Raw genomic sequence first — 25,538 nt, forward strand, 5'->3', positions numbered from 1 at the left:
TTTAAAACTTATTATTGATGATAATTTTATTTTCACTAAATCCAATGCCTGCCAAAGCTGTAATAACATTTAGCTGGCTCAGCAGCATATCCGTTTGTGCAGTAAGTAATTTGTCTAAGGGCAGAATATTTTCCTGATACTGATCGAAGTATTTCTGATAAGTATCTTCTTTCAAGGTTTGAATTTTCTTAAAGTTTTCGAGCTGTGAAGATGCTTTTTCGTACTCCACCAACAAATTGCTATTGCGGGTTTCGTTTTCACGCAAAAAGTGAATTCGATCATTTTCGGCCATTTGCCATTGCATTTTTTTCTCTTTTACCGCCGAATATTTTGAAACGGTAGTAGGTAAATCCCAACTCAAACGAAGACCAACATAATTATATCTAATCCAATTGGAATTAGGATGAAAAAAGGACTCATTACTCAAGTTTTGCCAATTAAAGGAAGATACAAATCCCAAAACGGGTAACTGTTGTTTTTGTGCCGCTTTCCATTCCTGTTCTGCCACTTTTTCTCTCAGCTGATAATGGTTTACCCATAAATTGTTGTTTGCTTCTGTCAATATTTGTTTATGATCAAAATCTCGAATGTTTTGGTTTAAAATGGGATTGACTTCATTCTCAAAAAACAAAGCAAGATTTTGCTGTTGGATTTGGATATTAAATTGCAATTGCGAAAGCTGATCCTGTAATCGAATAAGGTTCACTTCGGCTTCGTTTACATCTTGTTTGCGTACAAGTCCTTCTTCAAATCTGTTGTTTACGATGGTTAAAATTTGTTTTGCAATGACAATATTCTGCTCTACCATCTGTTGCTGTCCCTGAAACGATAAGATATTAAAGTAAATGCCGTTCAACTGGTCATAAATAGTCCATTCGTTTATTTTTTGCTGATTGGCTACCAGTTCCTGATTGTTTTTGGCAAGTTTTATACGGCTTATATTTCCAAGGTTAATAATATCGAACTGCGGTTGTATGCTGAATGTGCTGACATATTGTAAACCCATTGTGATTTCGCGAAAAGAACCTGGCAAACCGCCGAAAACTTCAGCAGGAATATAATTGGTTTGCAAATTCATATTATCAATAACCTGAGCCGATACCGGAATTCTCGGATTAAAGGCATTTCCAACTGCGGTTTTTCTGGTCAGCTCTGCTAAATTTTGCTGGATGATGTCATTTCTGAAACTGACTTTTTTCTCCTTTGCAAAGGCAAGTACTTCGTCCAGCGTGTGAAATTCTTTCTTCTCCTGCGACCATACCATAAAAGGCAAGAAAAGGATGACTATTAGTAATTTATGTTTGTGAATATTCACTAACTTTTTCATTCAAAAAAATATTATAAATTAGACCTTTATTAAAGCTAAAATGCTATTCATTGTTTTTTGTCCCTGAACCTCAATGTCAAATTCAAAAGAAGCCAATTTCCACTTCAGCATTTGTAAGCGAAATGTTCCCATAACGATATGTACGAGTTCTTCTGAAGCTATTACTGTTCTAAAAACACCTGTCTCTTGTCCTCCCTTTATCAGGGAATTGAAACGGATGAAATTGGTTTGTAATAATTGTTGTATGGCATTTTTTACTTCATCAGAATTATCAATCAACCCGTCTGACAAAACAATATTGATGAAGCACGGATTTTGTTTGAAATACGAAAACTGACTTTTAAAAAGTGATTTAAACTTTTCTTCTGGCAATTGTTTTGTATTGATAATAGTATTGTAATCTTCCCCTTGTTAAGAACACTTTAAAGTTGAGTTTTTATTTAATATTATTGTATTATTATTTTGATTAATTTGAAATGTAGGAAAATCATTAGGATTTTTGACCTTACCATATTTCAATAAAAAGTTTCTAGGAGAAAGATATTGCAAAGAACTATGTGGTCTTTCATTGTTATACATCCACATCCAAATTTCTGTATAATTTTTCATTTCTTTGATATTTTCAAATAAATAAGCATTTAAAAAATCTGTTCTAAAAGTTCTATTAAATCTTTCAATCAACGAATTTTGCGTAGGTTTCCCAGGTTGAATATAATATAATTCAATGGCTTTTTTTTGACAAAATAGTTTTAGTTTTTCAGCAATAAATTCTGGACCATTATCTACTCTAATTTTCTCAGGTTTCCCTCGCCATTCGATTAGTTTTTCTAGTTCAGAAATTACTTTAGCTGAAGGTAAGCTTGTGTCGATACAAATACTCAAAATTTCTCGATTAAAATCGTCTATAATATTCAAACTTCTCACGCTTTTTCCGTTTTCTAAACTATCATGCATAAAATCCATACTCCACGTTACATTTGGATAAATCGGACGTAAAAGCGGCTCTTTAATCCTTGCAGGAAGTCTTTTTTTACGTTTATTACGTAGGTTAAGTTTCATCGAAGTATAAATTCGATAAACTCGTTTATGGTTCCAAGTAAAGCCTAAATTTCGTAAACGATAATGCATCATCCAAAAGCCCCAAGTTTGATGCTCGTTAGATAGTGCTATCAATTGAAAACGTATTTTATCATCCTCATCTTTACGTACTTTTTGATAATAAAAAACGGATGTTCTTAAGCTAAATAGACGACAAGCCCTGCGAGAACTTAGTTGATGTTTTGCTTTTGAATACAACACCAATTCTCGTTTTTCACAAGGCGTTATAGCTTTTTTTCGATAACATCTTTTAAAACTACGTTTTCTAAAGTAAGCTCTGCTACAATTTTTTTATATCGGGACAATTGCTTCTCTAGTTCCTTTAATTGAGCTAATTGATGGGCTTCCATTCCGCCATATTTACTCTTCCATTTATAAAAAGTGGGTTGGCTTATTCCATGTTCACGACAAATTTCATTGACTGTTTTGCCTTGATTTTGTTCTGATAAGATCTTGACGATCTGAACTTCTGTAAAATTGCTTTGTTTCATAATTATCCCTAAGTTAATAAACTATATTTTTAAACGTTCCGGTTTTTAGGGAAGATTACATATTTTTAAAAACTAAAAATCAAGGTTATTCTCTTTAATATATTTCTTAACATCTATTGATATATTGAAAATATTTAATTTATCTTGATTTAATGCATTAGCTAAAATAATTAGTGAATCTAGAGTTGGATTAGCACTTCCGTTTTCAATCGATAATAAAGTATTTTTGGAAAGTCCTTTAGTTTTATCAGCTAATTCTTGTTGTGATATACTTCTATCAATATAATCTGAACTTTTTATATCCTTTCTCAAAGAGGTTAAATAAATACCTAATTTCTCTTTTTCTGTCATTTTATTCTTAGTTAAAAATAAAATTGTAACTATTTGAATAAAATAATGGTACAATATATTGTACTATTAAATTTTAATTTGTACTTTTGAATGTATAAAATTAATACAGAGAATTTTATTAAAATAAATATATAAGCTTAGTCTTATTTTTTCCTGAATAGAAAACTGCCAATTTTCAATAGGAACGGGAAAATAAGTATCTTTGCTCACGTCTTAGGGCGTGGGCTTACTTATTCGTTCCTGGTATGGCAGTACCTCTATTCGGATTTGTAAGTTCCATGCCTTTTTCTTGGTCGTTTCTTCCAAAACAAATAGCGCTGAACTTCATACAATACTCTTGGTTGTATTCCTCTACAAATCAAGTAAAATACACTCTCTATAAATATGTATTTCTATAAATGAAATGCACAGATGGTTATTCGATTCTAATAGAATTGAAAAGTGACAAAAGATTTCTCGAAATGAGAGAATATTAGAAAAACAATGTGTTAAAAAGTGTTAAATTCCTGTATCGGTGTATATCCAAAATGACACTTTTCTGTATCGGTTGTGTATCCGCGCTGTATCCATTCTGTATCCATTGTATATCCGTTCCGTATGGTTTGTTCGGTGTTCGTGTATCGATGTTTAATTGTAAAATGTAGTATGTATTAAGTAAAAATTACAGATTAGATGTTAGATATTAATATGGAGGGATTGTAGAATGTAGTATGTAAAAAGTATTAAGTATTAAAAATCCAATTGTCAAGCTGAATTACCCTTCGGTTTCGCTCAGGGTACTAGATTCGTCAGTCAGAGTGACGTTTGCAAAACGTTGTATCGAAGACTTAGACAATAAAAAAATAAATCACCTCTGTAATTCCCCTCTTGAGAGGGGTAAGGGGAGTGTGTAATTGAGATTAAGAATGAGGTTCTGAAAATAATTTACGATAATAAGAAAATGATTATTTATTCATTTTTGTCTTGACACAAAAACGAACCAAAAAAGTCAAGACTGCGATTTTCGACGTTCAATTACCATTTCACGCACTAAAAAGATTAAATGATTCGCATACACTCACTAATCTTTTTTACGCTTGTTTCGATGGATTGAAACTCGTCTGCAAATCGTATGTCGACTCTAAAATCCGTTGTTAAAAGTGATAACGAATTTGAGTATAGAAAAAGGATGAAGAAACTGGCATTAAAACTCTCACGTTAAGAAAATGTTTGAATGGAGCGTTAAAAAGGTTTTAGCCCGTAGGGTTTGTAAAATCTTTAGTGAAATGAGAACATTTTTAGTAGAGAGGTTTACGGCCTTGACTTTTTGGTTACTTTTTAGTCTGTTCCCCGAAGGGCATATGAATGCAAATAATTAAAATAGATAAGGAATGAATAAAAAAGTGACATTAAAGAATTTTTAATTTCAAATGTTGTTAAAAGTGAATTTGAGTATTAATAAGAAAAAACACGTAAAACGTTAAGCGTAAAACGTATAACGTAATGCATCACGTAAAACATAATTAAAACCACCTTTATTATGCTAGAAAAAGAATATGAATTATTGAAAAAAGGCGATCCCAAAGCCTTAGAGCAAATTTATTCACGACATAAAAGACTACTTTTTTGGATTGGTAAACAAATAATTACGGATGAATTTGTTGTAGAATGTTTGGTACAAGATGCGTTTCTGAAATTATGGGAATATCGTGAGAAAATTGAAAAACCTGAACATATCTTTTTTTTCACGCGACTTGTTTTGAAACACAGCTGTTATTCGCATTATAGAAGTTCTAAAAATAAATTTTTTAGGTCAGTGCATTCATTGGATAGTTACGAGAATTACGAGAATTATTTGACTGTATACGATCCTTTAGAGGTTGCAGAAAACATAATGGATAAAGTAATACATGACCAACATTATGAAGAAATTAGAAAAATATTACCCTTATTAAGCGCTGAAAGAAAACATTTGATTGAACTCTGCTTGAAATATGGATTTAGATACAAAGCAATTGCCAATGCAATGGGAAAAAGAGTTTCAGAAACGAGCAAGGAGATTAAAAGTGCAATAGAGGATGTTAAGAACCTTATAAATAGTCATGATGTATTCGTGTCTAAAAAAGAAATAATTTCTGAGGAAAAGGCACCAAATCAAATGACCGAAAAACAATCGTTGATTTTAAAGCTTCGATTCGAAATGAAACAATCGTTTACAACCATTGCCAAGACATTAGAACTTTCTCAGAAAGAAGTGCACAATGAATTTGTCGTCGCTTATAAATTGACTCAACAAAACAAGTTTAAACCCCTAAATAACTAAATATGGAAAATTCTACCGTTTTTTTAACACGTAAAATACAGTTAATTGCTGATTTACCGACTCAAGAAGAACGAAAAGAAGTTGTGAGTACGCTTTATAAATGGCAAAATAGATGTTTTATAGCGGCTAATATGATTGTTTCTCATTTGTATGTGCAAGAAATGGTGAAAGATTTTTTTTATTTCTCTGAAGGAATCAAATATAAATTAGCAGACGAAAACAAAGATGATGCTGGTATACTCAAATGGTCACGGTCGACTACAATTTATCGTGTGCTCTCAAAACGTTTTAAGGACGAAATTCCGATGTATATATTGTCTAGTTTGATCAATACGTTATACCTGTCCTTCAAGAAGGATTGTGTCAAGTATTGGAAAGGGGAACTTTCATTAAAAATTTTTAAACGAGATATAGCAATTCCTTTTAACATAGCGAGGATAAGTAAATTCTCGTATGATACAGATAAAAAATACATTTATTTTAAACTTTATAAAATTCCATTTAAAACGTATCTTGGAAGAGACTATATTGATAATTATAAGCTATTGGAGCAAATAGTAAGTAAAGAAATTAGAATTTGTAGATCACATATTAAATTAGAAAAAAATAAAATATTTTGGGTATTCACGGTAGAAATTGAAAAAGAAAAAAATCAATTACAACCCGATATTATTGCAGAAGTTTCTTTGTCATTAGAATATCCGTTGGTTGTAAAAATAGGTAGATCTCAGCTTACCATTGGTAGCAAAGAAGAATTTCTATATAGAAGATTAGCCATACAAGCTTCTCGTAAAAGAATACTAGAAGGAGTGCCTTTTTGCAAAGGAGGGAAAGGAAAAGCAAGAAAATTAAAAATAGCAAAAAAATTAAAAAATACAGAGAGTAAATATATTCATCATCGGCTACATGTCTACAGTAGAATGTTAATTGATTTTTGTGTGGAAAAAAAAGCAGGAACGATAGTTATTGTAGATCAAGAAGAAAAAATACAAATTGCCAAAGAAGAAAGATTTGTCTTAAGAAACTGGAGCTATTATGAGCTCATACATAAAATAAAATACAAAGCTGATAAAGCAGGTATTGAGCTTATAACAGCTTAAACCATAATTTTGGAGGGTGATTTGTACACCCGTAGGGTGGGGTGATTGTTAACGCTCATCAAATGTGAAAAACATATACAAAGGGGGATTTTTAGGTTTTATTGAAACACGTTAGATGGTCCCAAGTTAAAGGCAGGATAAAGGCAGGATAAAGGCAACATAGTGGCAGTAGGGTGGCAGTAGAATATTTGTAAAAGGTTTTTGATATGGGATTTACGATGTAAAATGTTTTTATGAACAATTAGATATGAGATATGAGATTCTTTGAAAGTTCTGAATGACAACGAATTTGAATATTGAAAAAGGATGAGAAACCGGCATTAAAACTCTCAGGTTAAGAAAATGTTTGAGTGCAGCGTTAAAAAGTTTTTAGCCCGTAGGGTTTGTAAAATCTTTAGTGGAATGAGAACATTTTTAGTAGAGAGGTTTACGGCCTTGACTTTTTGGTTACTTTTTAGTCAATTAAAAAGTGACATTAAAGAATTTTTAATTTCAAATGTTATTAAAAAGGAATTAGAATATTGAGAAAGGATGAAAAACCGGCATTAAAACTCTCACGTTAAGAAAATGTTTGAATGGAGCGTTAAAAATGTTTTAGCCCGTAGGGTTTGTAAAATCTTTAGTGAAATGAGAACATTTTTAGTAGAGAGGTTTACGGCCAAGTCTTTTTTCGTTAGTTTTTTTGACGATTCCCCGAAGGGCATATGAATACCTATAATTAAAATAGATAAGCTATGAATAAAAAAGTGACATAAAAGAAAAGGAATACCTGAGCCATACCATGGCTCCTCCTCTTAATCTCAAATTTTTAATCTCAAATGTTTTTTGGATGAGCTTACCCGAAGGGCATCTGAATACCTATAATTAAAATAGATAAGCTATGAATAAAAAAATGAAAGTAATAGATTTCTCGATACCTCAAATTAACAACGAGTTGAGGTTCTGAACATAATTACGTGAATAAGAGAATAATTAGTAGTTCTTTATTTATTACTTTTTTGCTTGATCAAAAAGTAATCAAAAATCAAGACTGCGATTTTCGACGTTCAATTACCATTTCACGTACTAAAAAGATTAAATGATTCGTATACACTCACTAATCTTTTTTACGCTTGTTTCAATGGATTGAAGCTCGTCTGCAAATCGTAAGTCGACTCTAAAATCCGTTGATAAAAGTGATAACGAATCTGAATTAGAAAAAAGGATTAGAAAAATCCGACGATTTAGTATCGAAATGCAATTCAACTCTAAATTATTGGAATAAAAAAAGTTGGAGTGTTTGAGCAAAGCGAGTTGCCAACTTTATGAAAATAATTTATTAAGTTGAATCATTGAGAGACTACTGTCGACATCTTTTTTTGTTTCTTTTTTTTGGATGAGCAAAAAAATGAAAATATAGAAAAGGAAAAATATTTTGGTTAGCTGTTGTAAATTGAAAAAGAAAACCATCAATTACAACCCGAAATTATTGCAGAAGCTTCCTTGTTGTTGGAATATCCGTTGGTTGTAAAAATAGGAAAATCTAGGCTTACTATAGGAACCAAAGAAGAATTTCTATACAGAAGGTTAGCGATGCAAGCTTCCCGTAAACGAACCCAAGCAGGAGTAACCTATGCGAAATCAGGCAAAGGAAGAACGAGAAAATTAAAAGCGCTAGAAAAAATGAGTGAATTAGAACGGAATTATGTACATAATCGATTACATGTTTACAGCAGAAAGTTAGTTGATTTTTGAATCAATAATAAAGCAGGAACGCTTATTTTATTGGATCAAGAAGAAAAGATGGAGCTAGCCAAAGAAGAAGAATTTGTATTGAGGAATTGGAGTTATTATGAACTGATGACCAAAATAAAATACAAAGCTGATAAAGCAGGTATTGAGCTTATAATAGCTTAAAACATAATTTTTGAGGGTGATTGTACACCTGTAAGGTGAGGTTGATGACAAACACTCACTAAATATAAACAACATATATAACGCAAGAGCCGAATTTTTTTCATCTACAGATACTTGCTAGATACTCCCAACATAAAGGCAGGATAAAGGCAACATAGTGGCAGTAGAATGTATGTAAAAGATTTTTGTAGTTCAGGTGATTTAGAATAGTTGTTTTTACACCTTAAAACATTCGAATGCGAAACGTTAAAATTGATATTTTCCAAATTTATTAGGATTATATTACTTGTTAGTTAGATTTTAGACGTTAGATATGAGAATTATAAAAAGTAGAGGTTGAATTAAAACGATTGAAGTCAAGGAATTTTAATTATCTAAAAATCACCTATTATAATTGAAAAAATAATACACATTACTACAATAGAGAAGGTAAATTCTATAAGAAAGACTGAATATAAAAAAGGTTGCTTATTACAATTATAAAAAAGTCCAATAAACATATTGTTTATCGGACTTTTTATTGGAAGTTAGTTAGGGGAACAACTCAATTTATTTGAATTGTTTTTAATGCCCGTGATCGCCAGAATTACTTAATTTAGCATTAACGAAAAAGGCTCCTTTTACAACAATCTGAGCAGTTGGATTCATCTCTTGAACAGTCGTTATCGCTGTATAACCCATGTTTGATGTACCTTTTACAACTTCAATTTTTTCAAAATTCATTGTTTTTTGTTGAGTAGTGGCATGATTAGCCGTTTCTTTTTCGTTTTGATGTCCGTGATCATCATGTCCAGCTTCCTCTTTATGCTCCTCTTGTTTTTTATCGGTTTTTACGAAAATATAAAATTTCCCATCCGCTTCTACAATTGCTTCATTGGGAACAGCAGGTGTAGAGGAATTACTTAAGCTTATGGCTCCTGTAATATTCATTCCATTTATCAATCCACTTTTATTTCCTCGTACTTTGCTATGTACTGCAATGGTTTTACTTTCATTTTCGAAAGAAGAACCAATACTGTAAACGACTGCTTCGTAACTGTTTCCTGGATTATTTGTTAATTCAAATTGAATGACTTGACCAACTTTCATTTTAGGTAAATCTTTCTCGAAAACTTGCAAATCTAAGTGAATAGAACTGTTATCAATGATTTCAGCGACAGGAGACGAGACATCTACATAACTCCCTATTTGCGCAATAATTTTACTTACTGTTCCACTAATTGGTGCTGTAATTACCATTCCATTTCTCAAATTTGCATTGGTTACTTTAGAAGGATTAATTCCCATCATTTGCAGTTGACGAGACAAAGATGCTTTTTGAGAACGTAATGTTTTCAATTCGGCAGAAGAATTCTGAAGATTCTTTTTTGCTCCAGCATCGTTATCAAACAATTCTTTTTGTCTTCTAAATTCTTGCTCTGCATAGGTAATTCGACTCAAAACAGTTAAGTATTGCTCTTGTGTTAGAATAAATTCTGGATTTGAAATTGTCGCAATTACTTGTCCTTTTTTGACATATGAACCTTCCTGAATTGGCAACGTTTGTATTACTCCACCAAACATAGATGCAACACTAGCCATATTGCTATTCGGAACGTTTAAAATTCCATTTGCTTTAATCATAGCTGTTAGCTCCTTTACTTCAATTGTTCCCAGTTTTACACCAACAGCCTTCATTTGTTCTTCTGTTAGCGTAGCAATTGTTTGTGGCGCTTCTTCGTGTTCAGCTTCTTTTTCTTCTGTAGGTTGTGCCGTTTTTGTTTCTTTGGTACAATTACTTAGAAATAATATGGCTAACACGCTATAGATAATGATCTTTATTTTTTTCATTTTATTGATTGATGATAGAATTAATATTGACAACAGTTTGATTGACTTGTTGTATCGATTCAAGATATTTTAATTGAATATCTGTTGCGGTTTGCAATGCAAAAAGATATTCGACATACGAAATTTCACCAGTTTTGTAACCCAATTGAGCTGCTTTTACAATTTTCTCTGCATTTGGAATGGCTTGATTTACATAATATTCATATTGTTCCCAATCTTGCTGATATTGATTAATCGAATTATCAAGTTGAATCTTTAGCTGTTGTTTTTGAAAATTGGCTGTTTCTTGAATGGCTTGTTTATCATATTCCAATGCTTTTATTTTTGCTTTTGTAGCACCAAACGTTAATGGAATTGCTACACCAAGGTTTACAGAAGTAAAACGATCTAGGCCATTGTAATATCTTTCAACTCCATTTTTTTCGTGCATCCCAATCATCGATAAACTGTTTACACCAAATGAAAATTCTGGTAAACCTTCGGCTTTTACGACTTCTTTGTTTCGTTCCGTAATTTCTATCTGTTGGTAAAAAGCTTTGAGAGTAGGATTATGTTCAATTGTAGAACCGTCTAAAATCCCAGTCAATTTTAATGGAATATAATTTGTCTCTTTGGTGATTGTAAAAATTTCTTCGGTATTTAATAAGACGTTTAGATTTTTGTACGCATTATTCAAATAGACTTTGTTTTGCTTCAACAATAAATTGATTTCTCCTTGCTGTGTTTCTGCCGTATTAATTTCGATTTTCTTAATATCACCCGCATTAAATCGAACCGAAGCAATTCGAATAAATTCTAAATAAAGTTTATTTAATTGTTCGAGTTGATCATGGTTATATTCTAAATATTCGATCTGATAGAAATAGGTTCTCACTTGTTTCAACAATTCGTTTGTTGTCACTTCTTTTTGTATCTTTTTGCTATTTACTTCTGATTCTAAAACAGCCTTTCGATGTTTAAAAATCGTTGGGAATGGAATATTTTGAGAAATAGATAAACCATAATCGAATTTTGGACTCGCATATTGCCCAAGTTGCGCTTCCACATTTAATTTTGGTAATTCATTTGCGGTTCCTTTTAACGCTTCGCTCGACGAAATACTTCGTTCACTTGCTTTGATTAATGGATTATTTTCAATTGCAATTTGTTGAGCTTCTTGAATATTAATTGAACGAGTTTGCGCTTGAATAGATTGTCCCATTAAAAAGATGCCGATTACAAGAAATGGAAGTGTATTTTTTGAGTTCAATTTTATTTTCGGAAGTTTTGAATTGAATATTAAATATAACATTGGTAATACAAATAAGGTTAAAAAAGTAGCTGTGATTAATCCTCCAATGACAACTGTTGCCAAAGGTTTTTGAACCTCGGCACCTGCACCTGAGGAAATTGCCATCGGTAAAAAACCTAACGAAGCTACTGTTGCAGTCATTAATACAGGACGTAATCGAATATTAGTTCCTTGCATTATACGTTTCAGAATGTTTTTCTCTCCTTCTTTTTCTAATTGGTTGAATGTTCCAATTAAAACAATTCCGTTTAAAACAGCTACTCCGAACAAAGCAATAAAACCGATACCGGCACTAATACTAAATGGCATATCGCGAAAAATTAATGCAAAAATACCTCCGATTGCACTCATTGGAATTGCTGTGAAAATTAATGCAGCTTGTTTGAATGAATGAAATGTGAAATACAATAACATAAAAATTAATAATAAGGAGATTGGTACTGCAATCATCAAACGTTGACTAGCTGCTTGTAAATTTTCGAACTGTCCTCCATAGGTGAAATAATAGCCAGAAGGCAATTTGATTTCGTTGTCTAATTTTGTCTGAATATCTTTTACAACCGATTGTACGTCGCGATCTTTTACGTTGAAACCAATTACAATTCGTCGTTTTCCTTCTTCGCGACTAATTTGTGAAGCGCCTAATTTATAACTCACATTTGCCACCTGAGAGATTGGAATTTGATTGCCAGAGCTTGTAGGAATCATTAAATTATTAATATCATCAATGCTTTTTCGATGCACACTATCCAATCGAACAACTAAATCAAAGCGTCGTTCATTCTCGAAAACTTGTCCAGCTGTTTTTCCAGCAAATGCTGTACTCAACATATCATTTACATCTTGAATATTTAATCCGTAATTTGCCATTCGGATTCGGTCATATTCGACATTAATCTGAGGCAAACCACTTACGCGTTCTACTTGGGGTGCTGTAACACCTTCAACAGATTGAATTGCTTTTGAGGTTTTATCTGCATAATAAGAGAGAGAATCTAAATTTTCGCCAAAAATTTTGACAGCTACATCTTGTCGAACTCCTGTCATCAATTCATTAAAACGCATTTGAATTGGTTGATTTTTTTCAAAGAAAACACCAGGAATAACCTCTAGTTTTTCCATCATTTCATCACCTAATTCTTCATAAGAAATGTTACGTTTCCATTCGTCTTTTGGTTTTAGAACGATAATCATATCTGTTGCTTCAGGAGGCATAGGGTCTGTAGGAACCTCGGCAGAACCTGTTTTACCAACGACCATTTTTACTTCATCAAATTCTTTTAAAATTCGAGAAGCTTGCATAGATGTTTCTAAACTTTGAGTTAAGGAACTTCCTTGTGGTAAAATACAGTGAAAAGCAAAATCACCTTCTTGTAATTGCGGAATAAATTCGCCACCCATATTTCTGAATTGAATAATTGATACTGCAAAAATTGCAACTGTAATACCAACTAACCAATATTTAATTCGGACTGCTTTTTCTAATAATGGTTCATAAACTTTATGGATTTTAACCATCATTTTATCTGAAAAAGAAGCTTTGAGAGTAGGCTTTTTTGATAAGAATAAAGCACTCATCATTGGGATGTACGTTAATGAAAGAATTAATGCACCTAGGATAGCGAAACCAACTGTTTTAGCCATTGGTGTAAACATTTTTCCTTCTACACCAACCAATGTAAGAATAGGAATGTAGACGATAAGTATGATAATTTCCCCGAAAGCGGCTGAATTTCTAATTTTTGAAGCTGAAAGAAAAACCTCTTCATCCATTTCTTTTTGGGTTAATCGATGCGTTGATTTTCTAAGTCCAAGATGATGTAAAGTTGCTTCTACAATAATAACTGCCCCATCGACTATTAATCCAAAATCAATCGCTCCTAAACTCATTAAATTCGCACTTACACCAAAAACATTCATCATTCCTAATGCAAATAATAAGGATAGAGGAATTGCTGAAGCAACGATTAAACCAGCTCTTAGATTACCAAGAAAAATAACCAATACAAAAATGACAATTAATGCACCTTCGATCAGATTTTTTTCTACTGTTTTAATTGCACGATTTACTAAATTCGTTCGATCTAGGAAAGGCTCGATGACGATATCGTCTGGTAGTGATTTTTGAATTGTAGGTATTTTATCTTTAATTAGGTTAACCACTTCGTTAGAATTGGCTCCTTTTAACATCATTACAACACCTCCAACAGCATCTACTTCACCATTGTAGGTCATCGCTCCGTATCGTATGGCATGTCCTAGTCTTACATCAGCTACGTCTTTTATAAAAATAGGAACAGTTCCCGTCACATTTTTTATAGGAATTAATTTTACATCATCTAGAGAAGTTACCATTCCTATTCCTCGAATAAAGTAAGCATTTGGCTTCTTATCGATGTAAGCTCCTCCTGTGTTTTGATTATTTTTTTCTAAGGCATCAAAAATATCTGATACACTAATTCCCATTGCGCGTAACCTATTCGGATCTAAAGCAACTTCGTATTCTTTTAATTCTCCACCAAAACTATTGATCTCAGCAACACCTGGTGTTCCGTTTAATTGTCTGCGAACAATCCAATCTTGCATTTCTCGCAATTGTTTAGAATTGTATTTTTTTTCACTTCCTTTTTTAGGATGTAAAATATATTGATAGACTTCTCCAAGACCAGTACTCACAGGTGATAATTCGGGAATGCCAACACCTTGCGGAATGTCTTCTTGTGCTTCTTTTAATTTTTCGTTGACTAATTGACGTGCAAAATAAATGTCAACATCTTCTTTAAACACTACCGTAATCACAGATAAACCAAAACGAGAAATACTTCTTGTTTCTTCTATATCAGGAATATTTGCAATACTTTGTTCAATTGGAAAAGTAACCAATTGTTCTACTTCTTGACCAGCTAGAGTAGGGCTGACCGTAATAATTTGGACTTGATTATTGGTGATATCTGGTACCGCATCTATTGGCAATTTTGTTGCACTCCATACGCCCCAGATAATCCATAAACCAGTCATAATTCCAATAACAATCTTGTTTTGGATACTAAATTTTATGATTTTATCTAACACAGATAATTTGATTAATTGATTAACATTACCCACTTATTATCAAAATAAATGAGCACAGAAAAGTGTTGACTTCAATTTTTAATTAATTGAAATCAATGTGTAGACGAAAAATAGAAATCGTCTCGTTAAGCAATGTTTATTTTAGGAGGTTGCCAGATATCGGCATACAATTGGTTTTGAATTGTATTTTTTTTGAATTGTATTTTTTTTGAAGTATTTGATTCAAATACTTTTGGTGTTTTTAGTAATCGTGTGAATTTTATCGAAGAAATTGTTATTTGGCAACAATTACACGCACACAAAGGACTACATTTATCTTTATGATTAGGTGTTTCATTTTCACTATGTACCACAGAAGTTAGTGTTCCATTACTATTTGTATCCTGACAAGGAATAAATGATAGAACATTAACATATAAAGCGATTATGAAAATCATAAATTTCATTGTTACAAATATAAAAACATTTTTTGACTGTAATAATTTTATGATGTTAAGATATATTGAAAATTAAGATTGAGAATTTCTAAGTCCTAAAGAATTATTTGAAATGTAGTTTCGTGTTGATACAAATATAAACTTAAAAGATTGTCGATTCTCGAAATCTCTTTATTCATTAAAAATAAACGAATCAATTTTTATAATATAATTAATAACTATTTAATTTACATTCTATATAAAATAAATTGATTGATTGATAAAACAATTTGATTTTTAATTAATAAGACAAATTATTATATTTATGATATTTACAAAACAAAATAATAAACATAAAATAATCATTAATGGAAAATCAAGGAGGAGACATCTCAAAATGCCCATTTCACAATGGTAAAGTAGCGACAACACCTGTTGCTGGTGAAGGGACTCAAAATAAAGATTGGTGGCCTAATCAATTAAATGTTAGTATTCTTCGTCAACATTCGAACAAATCAAATCCAATGGGTGAAGATTTTAATTATGCAGAAGAATTTAAAAAATTAGATTTAGAAGCTGTAAAAGCAGATTTAAAAGCTTTGATGACGGATTCGCAAGATTGGTGGCCAGCAGATTTCGGTCATTACGGACCATTTTTTATTCGTATGGCTTGGCACAGTGCTGGAACTTATCGTGTACAAGATGGACGTGGAGGAGCAGGTGAAGGGCAACAACGTTTTGCGCCTCTTAATTCATGGCCAGATAACGTATCGTTGGATAAGGCTCGTCGCTTAATTTGGCCTATCAAACAAAAATATGGTAATAAAATTTCGTGGGCAGATTTAATTATCTTAACAGGAAATGTGGCATTAGAGTCAATGGGATTCAAAACTTTAGGTTTTGCTGGTGGTCGTGCTGATGTTTGGGAACCAAATATGGATGTATATTGGGGTTCTGAAAAAATATGGTTAGAAGAGAGTGGTGGTGCAAATAGCCGTTATTCTGGTGATCGCGATTTAGAAAATCCGTTGGCTGCGGTACAAATGGGATTAATTTACGTGAATCCAGAAGGACCAGATGGTAATCCAGATCCTTTGGCTTCTGCACGCGATATTCGTGATACGTTTGCGCGTATGGCGATGAATGATGAAGAAACATTGGCGTTGATTGCCGGGGGGCACACTTTCGGAAAAACGCATGGTGCGGCTTCGGCTGATCATGTAGGACCCGATCCTGAAGCTTCTGATTTGGAAATGCAAGGATTGGGTTGGAAAAATTCGTACGGAACAGGAAATGCAGGTGATACCATTACATCAGGTATTGAAGTAACGTGGACAAGTAAACCAACAGAATGGTCAAATTTATTCTTAAGTTATTTATTTGGTTTCGAATGGGAATTAACAAAATCTCCAGCTGGTGCTCATCAATGGGTAGCAAAAGATGTAGGTGAAATTATTCCGCATGCGCATGATGCTTCAAAAAAATTAAGACCAACGATGTTGACTTCGGATATTGCATTACGTACGGATCCAGCATATGAAAAAATTGGGCGTCGTTTCTTAGAACATCCAGAAGAATTTGAAGATGCTTTCCGTAAAGCGTGGTTCAAGTTGACACATCGTGATATGGGACCACTTTCTCGTTATTTGGGTGCAGATGTGCCGAAAGAAGTCTTTACTTGGCAAGATCCAATTCCAGCAGTTACATATGAATTAATTGACGAGGCTGATATCGCTGATTTGAAAGCTAAAATTTTAGCTTCAGGATTATCTGTTTCAGAATTGGTTTCTACAGCTTGGGCTTCGGCTTCGTCTTTCCGTGGATCGGATAAACGTGGAGGAGCAAATGGTGCGCGTATTCGTTTGGAACCAATGAAAAATTGGGAAGGGAATAATCCAGTTCAATTGAATAAAGTCTTAACAGCTTTAGAAAACATTCAACAAGAATTTAATTCAGCGAATTCTTCAAAACAAGTTTCGTTAGCAGATCTAATTGTTTTAGGAGGAAATGCAGCGATTGAAAAAGCAGCAAAAGATGCTGGGAAAACAATTACAGTTCCATTTGCAGCAGGTCGTGGAGATGCAACGCAAGAGGAAACAGAAGTTGAATCTGTAGCGTACTTGGAAACAATTGCAGATGGGGTTAAAAACTATCGTAAAAATACAAGACGATCTGTTTCGACAGAGCAATTAGTGATTGATAAAGCACAATTATTAACGTTGACTGCACCAGAATTGACAGTTTTAGTTGGTGGAATGCGTGCGATGAATGCGAATTATGATGGTTCTAAACATGGTATTTTCACCGATCGTCCAGGTCAATTGACAAATGATTTCTTTGTGAATTTATTGGATATGGGTACTGTTTGGAAAGCGACTGATGAAACGAAAGAAATCTACATGGGATCTGATCGTAAAACAGGAGCGCCAAAATGGACAGGAACTCGTGCGGATTTAGTATTTGGTTCAAATTCTGAATTGCGTGCCGTAGCAGAAGTTTATGCACAAGCAGATGCACAAGATAAATTTTTAAATGATTTTGTGGCAGCTTGGAACAAAGTGATGAATGCAGATCGTTTTGATTTGAAATAAATATATGATTAAATAAAAAAATGAGCGTCCATTGTGACGCTCATTTTTTTATTTACGCTTTATGCTTAGAATGGATATCCAATCGCGATGTTCAAAATTAAGTTGTCTTTTCGCCAAGCTTTGTCTCCAAAATCTATTTTATCAAATGTCCAACGGTCATTCTTTTCGTAATAAGGCACACGAAGTGGAGTTGCTAAATCTAATCTTAATACTAAAATATTAAAATCAAGACGTAATCCTAAACCAGCTCCAACGGCTATTTCGCTCATAAAATCTTTTGAGAATTTTGCACCAGGACGTGTTTCATCTTCATTGATTAACCAAATGTTTCCTGCATCAACAAATAACGCAAGGTTAAGAAAACTGAATAACTTTTGTCTAAATTCTGCATTTACTTCTAATTTAATATCACCTGATTGATCAAAAAAGAAATTGGCATTTTGATTGCGTGGATCATAACTTCCTGGTCCTAATGTTCGTGCTCTAAATGCACGAATACTGTTACTTCCTCCTACAAAAAATTGTTTGGAATAAGGTACAAATTCAGAGTTTCCATACGGATAGGCTATTCCGCCAATAAATCGTGTGGCGATTGATGATTTTTCTGAAAATTTGTGATAAAAACGGAAGTCATGTTCCATTTTTGCATATTGACTAAATGGTATTTTGAAAATTTCTTTTTCCTTATCTTTCTTCGCATTCGCACCTGTAATCAATCCTGTTAAATTTCCAGCTAAATCAACTAAACCTCGGTAATAGAATGTACTTTTTCGAGGTAACATTGTTGTGGTATAAGTATACGAATATTGTGGTCCAAAAATTAATTGTTTGTCAACAACGCGTTTCAAACTTGGGTTGATGATATTTCCAATTGAATCGTAAATCTTGCTATTGTATTCGTCTGTCACTTTTTCTGGAAACAATAAAGTTGCACTAAAAATCTTTAAATTATGTTCTTTTTGCGCATTCTCTTTCCAAATGTAACCAAAAGAAGTATTGAAATTATGAAGCGTATATAATCTCGATCTGTTTTGGTATTCGTAACCAATCTCAATATTGGTTCTCGGTACAAACGCACTTGACGAATGAAATTTGAAAGGTGCTACAATTCTTGGAATCGAAAGTTGCGTATTAAAACCAGCTCTAAAAATATTATTCGCATCTTTTTGTCCGCCCAATTGCATATCAAACGCACCATATAACGCCATTTTTAGTTGTTCCGCACCTTTGAAAATATTACGATGTGTCCAGTTTAAATTTAACTCACCACCACCATAATTCGCCGAGTTTGTTCGTCCTAAAACTTCTAATCTCAATGATTGGAATTCGCGTGGTGTTAAGGTATAATACACATCAAATTTATTGTTAATAGAATCAGAGATCACGAAATCATTTTTCACAAATTTGAATACACCCAAATTAATTAATCGATTTAGGGTTAAATTATGATCTGCTCGGTTATATAAATCCCCTGTTTGAAAGTATAATACACGATCAAAAACCTTTGGTTTAAAGTACTTTTTCGAATCCACCATGTAAAATCCATTTTGCTCATATTTCGCTAACGAATCGTTGTTCATGGGCATTTTATAGATTCCTTTTCGCGCTTCGCGAATGTTATAATCTGGGAAAACAATTACTTTGTCAATGCTATATTGTTGTTTGGCTTGTTCTGGTGTTTTATCTTTTAACCTTACAAAAAGTTCGACATCTTGCTTATTGGTAACCGTACTATCCGCTTGTACAATGATGTTATCGGGATGAAAATAATAGTAACCATTTTCTTTCAGACGTGCATCTATTCGTTCTCGTTCAGCTTTGATCACATCTAAATCGAAAGGTTGCTTATCTTTCAGTAACGTATTTGCTTGTGTTTTTTTAATTTCTTTGTTGACCGCTAAAGTGGTATCTTTTGGAAAATTAACTTGGTTGATGTAATAACGTTTGCGCGGTTGCAAAACATAATGTACTTCCGCTTTTTTGTTTTTACTTATTGTATCATCTTGTGCTTTGGCATTGAAAAATCCTTTGTTTTCTGAATAATTGACCAGAATTTTTTTATTGAATTCGATGTCTACATCTCCCAATAAAACAGGTTTTTCACCCACTTTATATTTTAACCAATATTTCAGTCCTTTTTGCTTTTTAGGTTCGCTGGTGATGTTGTAAATGTACAAACGCGGACGAAGTCCAAAAAAACTTGAATTAGGTTTTGGAATGATATTTTTTTCGAGATTATCTTTTAGTTCAGCTTTGTCGGCTTTGCTTAACGAGTCGCCTTCTATTGTTAATTTAGAGCCCGTGTAAAGCATTTCACCTTCTTTCAGAAAACGTGTATTGCTACAAGAAGAAATACCTAAAATAGAAATTGAACAAGTTATAAATTTGATATAGGTTAAAACTGATTTTTTCATGGTTTCACTTCTTGATTTTGTGTATTTCTATTTGCTCTGTTCGTTCTATTTTTTCTTCTTTTCTCGAAAATTTCTTTGAATTTATCGTAATCTAATGTGATGATAAATCCAACACCTGTTTCTACAATTTGTCCTTGTAATGCAACTTGGTATTCATCTTTTCGATAAGCTCTCAACATGTATCGACCATCACGAGATAAGCTATAATCAATTGTGATATCACCCGCAATATTAGTCATGTTTTCATTTTCTCGTGCATCACCATCTAATCCAAAATTACTTCCAACCGAAACTTTCAATCGGTCGTTTAGTAATCGTTTGCTCACGGCAACATTCAGATCAGTACGTGTGTTTTTAGATCCTGAAGAATAATCGTCTTGTGTATCTAATCCCAAATCGATATCAATTCCTTGGATTAAATCATCCGCCAAATTATTCAATTGTTGCGACAAAATATTACTTACACTTTGTAGCGCCATTGTTTCTGCAGAAACACTTGTTTTACTTTCGAATGGATTTTCGCCAATAAAACGATTCAATAATAACAAGGCAAATACTTGCTTGTTCATTTCGGCTTCATCATTTTTCAACTGATCCAATTTCAATTGTGTATTTTCGATCACCGCAGTTGCAATGGAAGGATTGTCTTTATCCATTGAAATATTGAATTTAATATCAGGTTTTAATAATTCACCTTTCAAAATTAACTCGGTATTAAACGGAATTCGTTGTTTGTACATGTTCATTTCAGAAGAAGAATAGCCCGAAATTTGTTGTTCGATTAAATCAATAGGAGCGGCTTTTGTTTTGTAAATCGCCGTAATGTCTAAATTGGCTGTAGTTGGCTCACCAGTCCATGTAATGCTACTTCCTTTCTGAATATCAAAACGACGTTTTAACAAGCTCACCGAAAGTTCGTACGCACCTTTTTCTACTTGATAAACGCCAACCAACGTCATTTTTCCTGAAGGATCCATTCCGCCTGTTAATTCGGCTTCACCTTGTATTTCTACAAAATCTCCGTTTGCTTTGTCGATGATAATTGATGTCTTGGCTTCTTTGCTAATTTCAATATTGACACTTACATCTAACCCTTTTATTTTAGATTCGGCTATTAATTCATCTGTTTTAATTGTTTCTTGAAGCGCCACTTGATCTTGATCGATGAATTCGATAATTCCTTCTCGCTCTTGTAAAGAAGGCGAGGATTGAGGTAAAACAAATGTAAAATTCGTGTCATCAGTTACGGTTAAACTTCCGTTTACTTTCGGTAAATCTAAATCACCTTTTATCGTTAAGTTTGCATTGACAGCTAACTTTCCATACATGATCGCATCGTTCGATTTTTCTGAATTTACCACATTGAAATCTCGTGCATTTGCTGTTAAATTGAAGGCAAAGTCACGGTAAGTTTCCGTTAAAATTTCTCCTCTTATCGTTAATGAATTGCCATCGTTGTCATTAATTTTGAATCGATTGAACTCAATTCCTTTGTTCGTGAAATCAATCGCGTCATCAATTTTTCTGAAATTACTTCCTGTTTCAGCAATCGTTAAACCAACTTGATTAAATTTGACTTGACCTAAAATGCTCGGTTTATCCATTGTTCCAACGATTTTTAGATTTCCAGAAATATAACCTTCTGTATCTTTGATTCGATTCATTGTAAATCCTTGCACTGATTTCATTTCTAATCGATTGATATCTAAAGCTAAATCAAACGCACTTTCTTTGGTATTATAATCTCCAAAAATCTTCATGTTGTTGCTGTTTCCATCTAAGGTAATATCAGCGTTAATCATGGTTGGAGAAGTGTTTTGTACTTTTGCTATAATATTTCCAATAGGATTTCCGAAAGCTTTTAAATCTGAAACGGTCAAATCAGCATTGAAGGTCATTTCTTTGTTTAAATCTCTAATTTCAGCTGTTCCATTGATTATTCCTTCGGCAGGTAAATCATCTTTTTTAATGATTTCTGCAATGGTTTCAATTTTGAAATCTTTGATGGTAATATTCAGCGGACTTGTTCCTTTTTCCGATTCAGATTGCAATAAAATTTGACTTCCATTGTTCATCAAACTGAAATTATTCGCCACAATTCCATCTTTTCTCAACTGAATTAAATTTCCTTCACCAACTTGCCATTGATCGTAGTTTAAGACCAATCCATTCGGATTAAGACTAATTTCCGTGATATCGTTTAGCGTTTTTATATTTCCAGCCACCAAAAATTGTGTTGCATCTTTCGCATCCTTTGTCGAAACGTTATAATTGATCACATTATTTGTAATATCACCATTCAAATCAATTTTTTGTAATTGAAAACTTTCACTTTTTAATGCATCCACATTCAACGAATACAACAAGGATTCGTCTTGGTTGGATAGTTTTATCAATCCATTGTTAATCGTATTTGTTCCGTACGTTAAATTCGGAATTTTTCCATCAACATTGATTTGTTTTGAATCGGCATTATAAGTTGCGTCAAGTGTTATGGTTTCGAAGCTTTTCAAATCGGGAACAAATCTTCGAATCAACTCATCATCTTTAATTTTTGCATTCAAAGTAAAGAATTGATGAGGTTCTATTTTTTCGTCTTTATTTGGTTTCTGAAATTCATAATATTGGTTAATTGTTGAAGTTATCGAACCAAAAATTTGTGTCAATTTAAATTTTCCTTTCATATCCAAATCGGCCAATTGTGAAGTCAAACTAATTTGATTTGAATCAGCAGTTGAAGTCGCAATCAAGCTTACTTCTTGCATTGGAAAAATATCTTTTGTATTGGATAATGCAAAGTTTTTTAGATATAAAGAACCATTTAAATAATCTGGATTTAAATCAGCGAAATTGGCATCAATTTCTCCTGCAACAATCATCGGTTCGTTGTAAAAACCAAGTTTTTGAACATCTAATTTGACAATATTTCCGTTCAATTTTACATCAGATAAATCCTTTTTGTACACACCAGAAGCCGTCAAATTAAGATTCGCGTTTGGATCTTTTGATAAAATATGTGCATCAAATACTCCATGATTCACTTTTGCATCGAGTGTAATATTTTGATAAGTATATTTATTGTAATAAGCTGATGAAACGGTTCCTGAAAGTTTTGTAACCATTTTTTCTGGGTTGAAACTTGTTCCAATAGCATTAATTTTTCCTGTTATTTTGCCTAAATCCTTGTTGCTAATAAGCGTTCCAATATCCAAATTTTGTAGGTCTGCTTTGACATTATATTTCTCGGCATCCTTTTTTTGCATGTCCACAATTGCATCAATTTTCGCATTTCCCAACGTAGAATTTATTGCCAATTGTGTATTGATGATTTCGGTTGTTCCTTTCGCTTTTCCTTTGACAGAAAGCTTTGAAGGAATTCTAATGTTAGTTGGAATAGTATTTTTCGGAACTAAATTGTAAATCGTTTTAGAAGATGTTGAGAAGTTTTTAATGTTCAAATCATAAAATAAATTCTTCGGATTCATCGCATTTTTCACTCTTCCAGAAGCCGAAAGTTGCAAATCATCTAAACCAGAAACTTGGAGATTATTAATCAATAAATCGTTTACTTTTCCTTTTGCATTGGTGTTAACATTCAGAATGGCGTTTGGATATTTGTTGAAAGGCGTTGTATTTCTAAGCGTTGGAGCAAGATTTAGAATATCTGCAAAACCAATTTTCGAGTTTTTGATATTCGCATTGACTAAAACATTTTCTGGATGAGAAGTTAACTCATTAATCGTATTGTAACGCAAAATAACTTCGTCACGAAGAACAGTTCTTGGTGTTTGTAAATAGAGGTTTTTCAGATACGCTTGTGTGTCTGCGTACAAGAAATTTGTTGTCAATTTCTGAATATTCAATCCTCTCGATTCCTTTATTTCAGCACTTTTTACTTGTCCAGCAAATGTGTTATTTTTCATTTCAAAATCGCGTAAATCAAGATTTAATTTAGAAAAATCCAAATGATTAAAATCTATTCCTTGAGCCGTTCGACGTTCTGCAGTATTGTTGTATTTTACTTTTACATTTTCTAATTTCGTTACGTTCAAAACCAAATTCATTGGGGTTGAAGAAGTAGACGAATTCGAAGTAGAATTCTTTGAAGAAAGGAATAAATTCGCTTCGATATCAGCGTCTTTCAACAAAATATTTTCGATGGCGAAAATTGAATTTTCAAGATCAAGTTTATTGACTTTCGTTTCAAATTCGTTTAAGTTAATTTTGGCAAAAGTTTTCGAATTTTCGTCACCATAATTAACTTTGATATCATTCAAATTAATCTTACTCAACCCAATTTGCAATGGAGTTTGTTTTGCAGTTGGATCAATTTTATCCACATTATTTTCTTGGATTTTATTAACCATTTTTTGATTAAAATCAACCAACAAACCATTCACTAAAATATCATCAACCGCATAAGAATTTTGTTGTAAATCAAGTTTTTTAACACGCGTTTTGAAATCTTTGAATTTGACTTTAGCAAACATTCCAGAAATATCATCGCCATAATCGATATCAAAATTGGTTAAATTAATTCCGTTCAATTCAATTTTCATCGGCTTTTGATCATTCAAAGAATCTACTTTTTCTTCTACTTTTTTTGCAACTTCTTTTACAATATCTTGTTTCAATTTTAGTTTTAAACCATCTAAATTGATATCGCCAATTCCATACGAATTTTGCTCTAAATCGAATTTTTTGACACGCGTATCAAACGAATTTAGATGAAGTTTGATGTTATTTGCCGCTTGCTGATCATTGAACGAAACATTAATATCATTCAGTTTTATTTTATCTAACGAAATGATAAATGGCTTTGAAGGACTTTCGTCTTTTTCGTCTGTTACAAAAGCATTGATAATATAATCGAAATTGAATTTCCCATCTGGTTTACGTATAACATTGGCATGAACGCCACTCAAATCAATAGATTTTATATCTGCTTTACTTTTGGTTAATTGCCAAATATCCAAACCAACATCAAACTTTTTGACCGATAAAAGCGTGTCAACATCTTGTCCTTGTAAGTAGAGATTTTCCATCACCAAACTATTTGGAAAATCGACATAAACACGGTCTAATTGTACTTTTGTATGTATTTTATTTTCGAGGTAATTGACTAATTTATTTTTTACAAAATTTTGTACAGTAGGTAACTGTAAACTAAAAATTGCAATTGTTAATAACAAAATTATTGACAATATAGAAATTGAAAAATATTTGAGTATTTTCTTTAAGTTGAATTTCAATTGGTTAGATTTTATTCGTTTTGGATCGTGATTATATAACAATTTTACTACAAGGATAATACCAAAAATATTGTTTTATAATTACTTAATAAATGTTTTGAAGATAA

General features: G+C 32.5%; 11 protein-coding genes and 2 pseudogenes. 4 read left to right on the forward strand and 9 right to left on the reverse strand.

Going from position 1 to position 25,538, the window contains the following annotated elements; genetic code table 11:
- Position 1: 1 nt before the first annotated feature.
- The 4 genes and pseudogenes from ACTS9J_RS05860 to ACTS9J_RS05875 all read right to left on the reverse strand — a co-directional run bounded on the left by ACTS9J_RS05860 (position 2) and on the right by ACTS9J_RS05875 (position 3,267).
- A complete protein-coding gene (locus tag ACTS9J_RS05860; RefSeq protein ID WP_448353025.1) occupies positions 2-1,327 on the reverse strand; it encodes a TolC family protein in 1,326 nt (441 codons plus the stop codon).
- An 18-nt stretch (positions 1,328-1,345) separates the two neighbouring features.
- Complete coding sequence (locus tag ACTS9J_RS05865) at positions 1,346-1,717, reverse strand: TetR/AcrR family transcriptional regulator C-terminal domain-containing protein (RefSeq protein ID WP_349680095.1); 372 nt, start codon at positions 1,715-1,717, stop codon at positions 1,346-1,348.
- 138 nt (positions 1,718-1,855) lie between these two features.
- Positions 1,856-2,916, reverse strand: a pseudogene (locus tag ACTS9J_RS05870) (IS3 family transposase); the annotation flags it as partial.
- 72 nt (positions 2,917-2,988) lie between these two features.
- A complete protein-coding gene (locus tag ACTS9J_RS05875; RefSeq protein ID WP_038330393.1) occupies positions 2,989-3,267 on the reverse strand; it encodes a helix-turn-helix domain-containing protein in 279 nt (92 codons plus the stop codon).
- 1,519 nt (positions 3,268-4,786) lie between these two features.
- On the opposite strand from ACTS9J_RS05875, the gene ACTS9J_RS05880 reads away from it, so the two are divergent.
- From ACTS9J_RS05880 to ACTS9J_RS05890, 3 genes and pseudogenes are all read left to right on the forward strand, one after another.
- Complete coding sequence (locus tag ACTS9J_RS05880) at positions 4,787-5,569, forward strand: RNA polymerase sigma factor (protein WP_448353026.1); 783 nt, start codon at positions 4,787-4,789, stop codon at positions 5,567-5,569.
- Positions 5,570-5,571: 2 nt separating this feature from the next.
- Positions 5,572-6,669, forward strand: a complete 1,098-nt coding sequence (locus ACTS9J_RS05885) for a hypothetical protein (RefSeq protein ID WP_448353027.1) — start codon at positions 5,572-5,574, stop codon at positions 6,667-6,669.
- 1,391 nt (positions 6,670-8,060) lie between these two features.
- Positions 8,061-8,565: pseudogene (locus ACTS9J_RS05890) on the forward strand (hypothetical protein); the annotation flags it as partial.
- 564 nt (positions 8,566-9,129) lie between these two features.
- On the opposite strand, the gene ACTS9J_RS05895 reads toward ACTS9J_RS05890, so the two are convergent.
- From ACTS9J_RS05895 to ACTS9J_RS05905, 3 genes are all read right to left on the reverse strand, one after another.
- Entirely contained in the window at positions 9,130-10,395 is a 1,266-nt protein-coding gene (locus tag ACTS9J_RS05895) for an efflux RND transporter periplasmic adaptor subunit (protein ID WP_448353028.1), read from the reverse strand.
- A 1-nt stretch (position 10,396) separates the two neighbouring features.
- Positions 10,397-14,758 (reverse strand): CusA/CzcA family heavy metal efflux RND transporter, encoded by a 4,362-nt coding sequence (locus ACTS9J_RS05900; protein WP_448353029.1) that lies wholly within the window; start codon positions 14,756-14,758, stop codon positions 10,397-10,399.
- Positions 14,759-14,883: 125 nt separating this feature from the next.
- Positions 14,884-15,204: a DUF6660 family protein gene (locus ACTS9J_RS05905; protein WP_416426484.1), complete on the reverse strand. Its 321-nt coding sequence runs from the start codon at positions 15,202-15,204 to the stop codon at positions 14,884-14,886.
- A gap of 338 nt (positions 15,205-15,542) precedes the next feature.
- Here ACTS9J_RS05905 and katG point away from each other — a divergent pair, with 338 nt between their 5' ends.
- Positions 15,543-17,765, forward strand: coding sequence for a catalase/peroxidase HPI (gene katG / locus ACTS9J_RS05910; RefSeq protein WP_448353030.1), 2,223 nt, complete (start codon positions 15,543-15,545; stop codon positions 17,763-17,765).
- Between the two features lie 65 nt (positions 17,766-17,830).
- On the opposite strand, the gene tamL is transcribed toward katG, so the two are convergent.
- On the reverse strand, positions 17,831-20,179 hold the full coding sequence (gene tamL / locus ACTS9J_RS05915) for a translocation and assembly module lipoprotein TamL (protein WP_448353031.1): 2,349 nt from the start codon (positions 20,177-20,179) through the stop codon (positions 17,831-17,833).
- Positions 20,176-25,410, reverse strand: coding sequence for a translocation/assembly module TamB domain-containing protein (locus ACTS9J_RS05920; RefSeq protein WP_448353467.1), 5,235 nt, complete (start codon positions 25,408-25,410; stop codon positions 20,176-20,178). Before ACTS9J_RS05920 ends, tamL begins: the two co-directional genes overlap by 4 nt.
- Positions 25,411-25,538: the final 128 nt, after the last annotated feature.

The organism is Empedobacter sp. ULE_I140 (assembly GCF_053482575.1).

What these genes read in the sequence shown, in the direction of transcription:
- ACTS9J_RS05860 (WP_448353025.1), bottom strand. Translation starts at nt 1,327, where the DNA reads ATGAAAAAGTTAGTGAATATTCACAAACATAAATTACTAATAGTCATC.
- ACTS9J_RS05875 (WP_038330393.1), bottom strand. Translation starts at nt 3,267, where the DNA reads ATGACAGAAAAAGAGAAATTAGGTATTTATTTAACCTCTTTGAGAAAG.
- ACTS9J_RS05880 (WP_448353026.1), top strand. Translation starts at nt 4,787, where the DNA reads ATGCTAGAAAAAGAATATGAATTATTGAAAAAAGGCGATCCCAAAGCC.
- ACTS9J_RS05885 (WP_448353027.1), top strand. Translation starts at nt 5,572, where the DNA reads ATGGAAAATTCTACCGTTTTTTTAACACGTAAAATACAGTTAATTGCT.
- ACTS9J_RS05895 (WP_448353028.1), bottom strand. Translation starts at nt 10,395, where the DNA reads ATGAAAAAAATAAAGATCATTATCTATAGCGTGTTAGCCATATTATTT.
- ACTS9J_RS05905 (WP_416426484.1), bottom strand. Translation starts at nt 15,204, where the DNA reads ATGAAATTTATGATTTTCATAATCGCTTTATATGTTAATGTTCTATCA.
- katG (WP_448353030.1), top strand. Translation starts at nt 15,543, where the DNA reads ATGGAAAATCAAGGAGGAGACATCTCAAAATGCCCATTTCACAATGGT.
- tamL (WP_448353031.1), bottom strand. Translation starts at nt 20,179, where the DNA reads ATGAAAAAATCAGTTTTAACCTATATCAAATTTATAACTTGTTCAATT.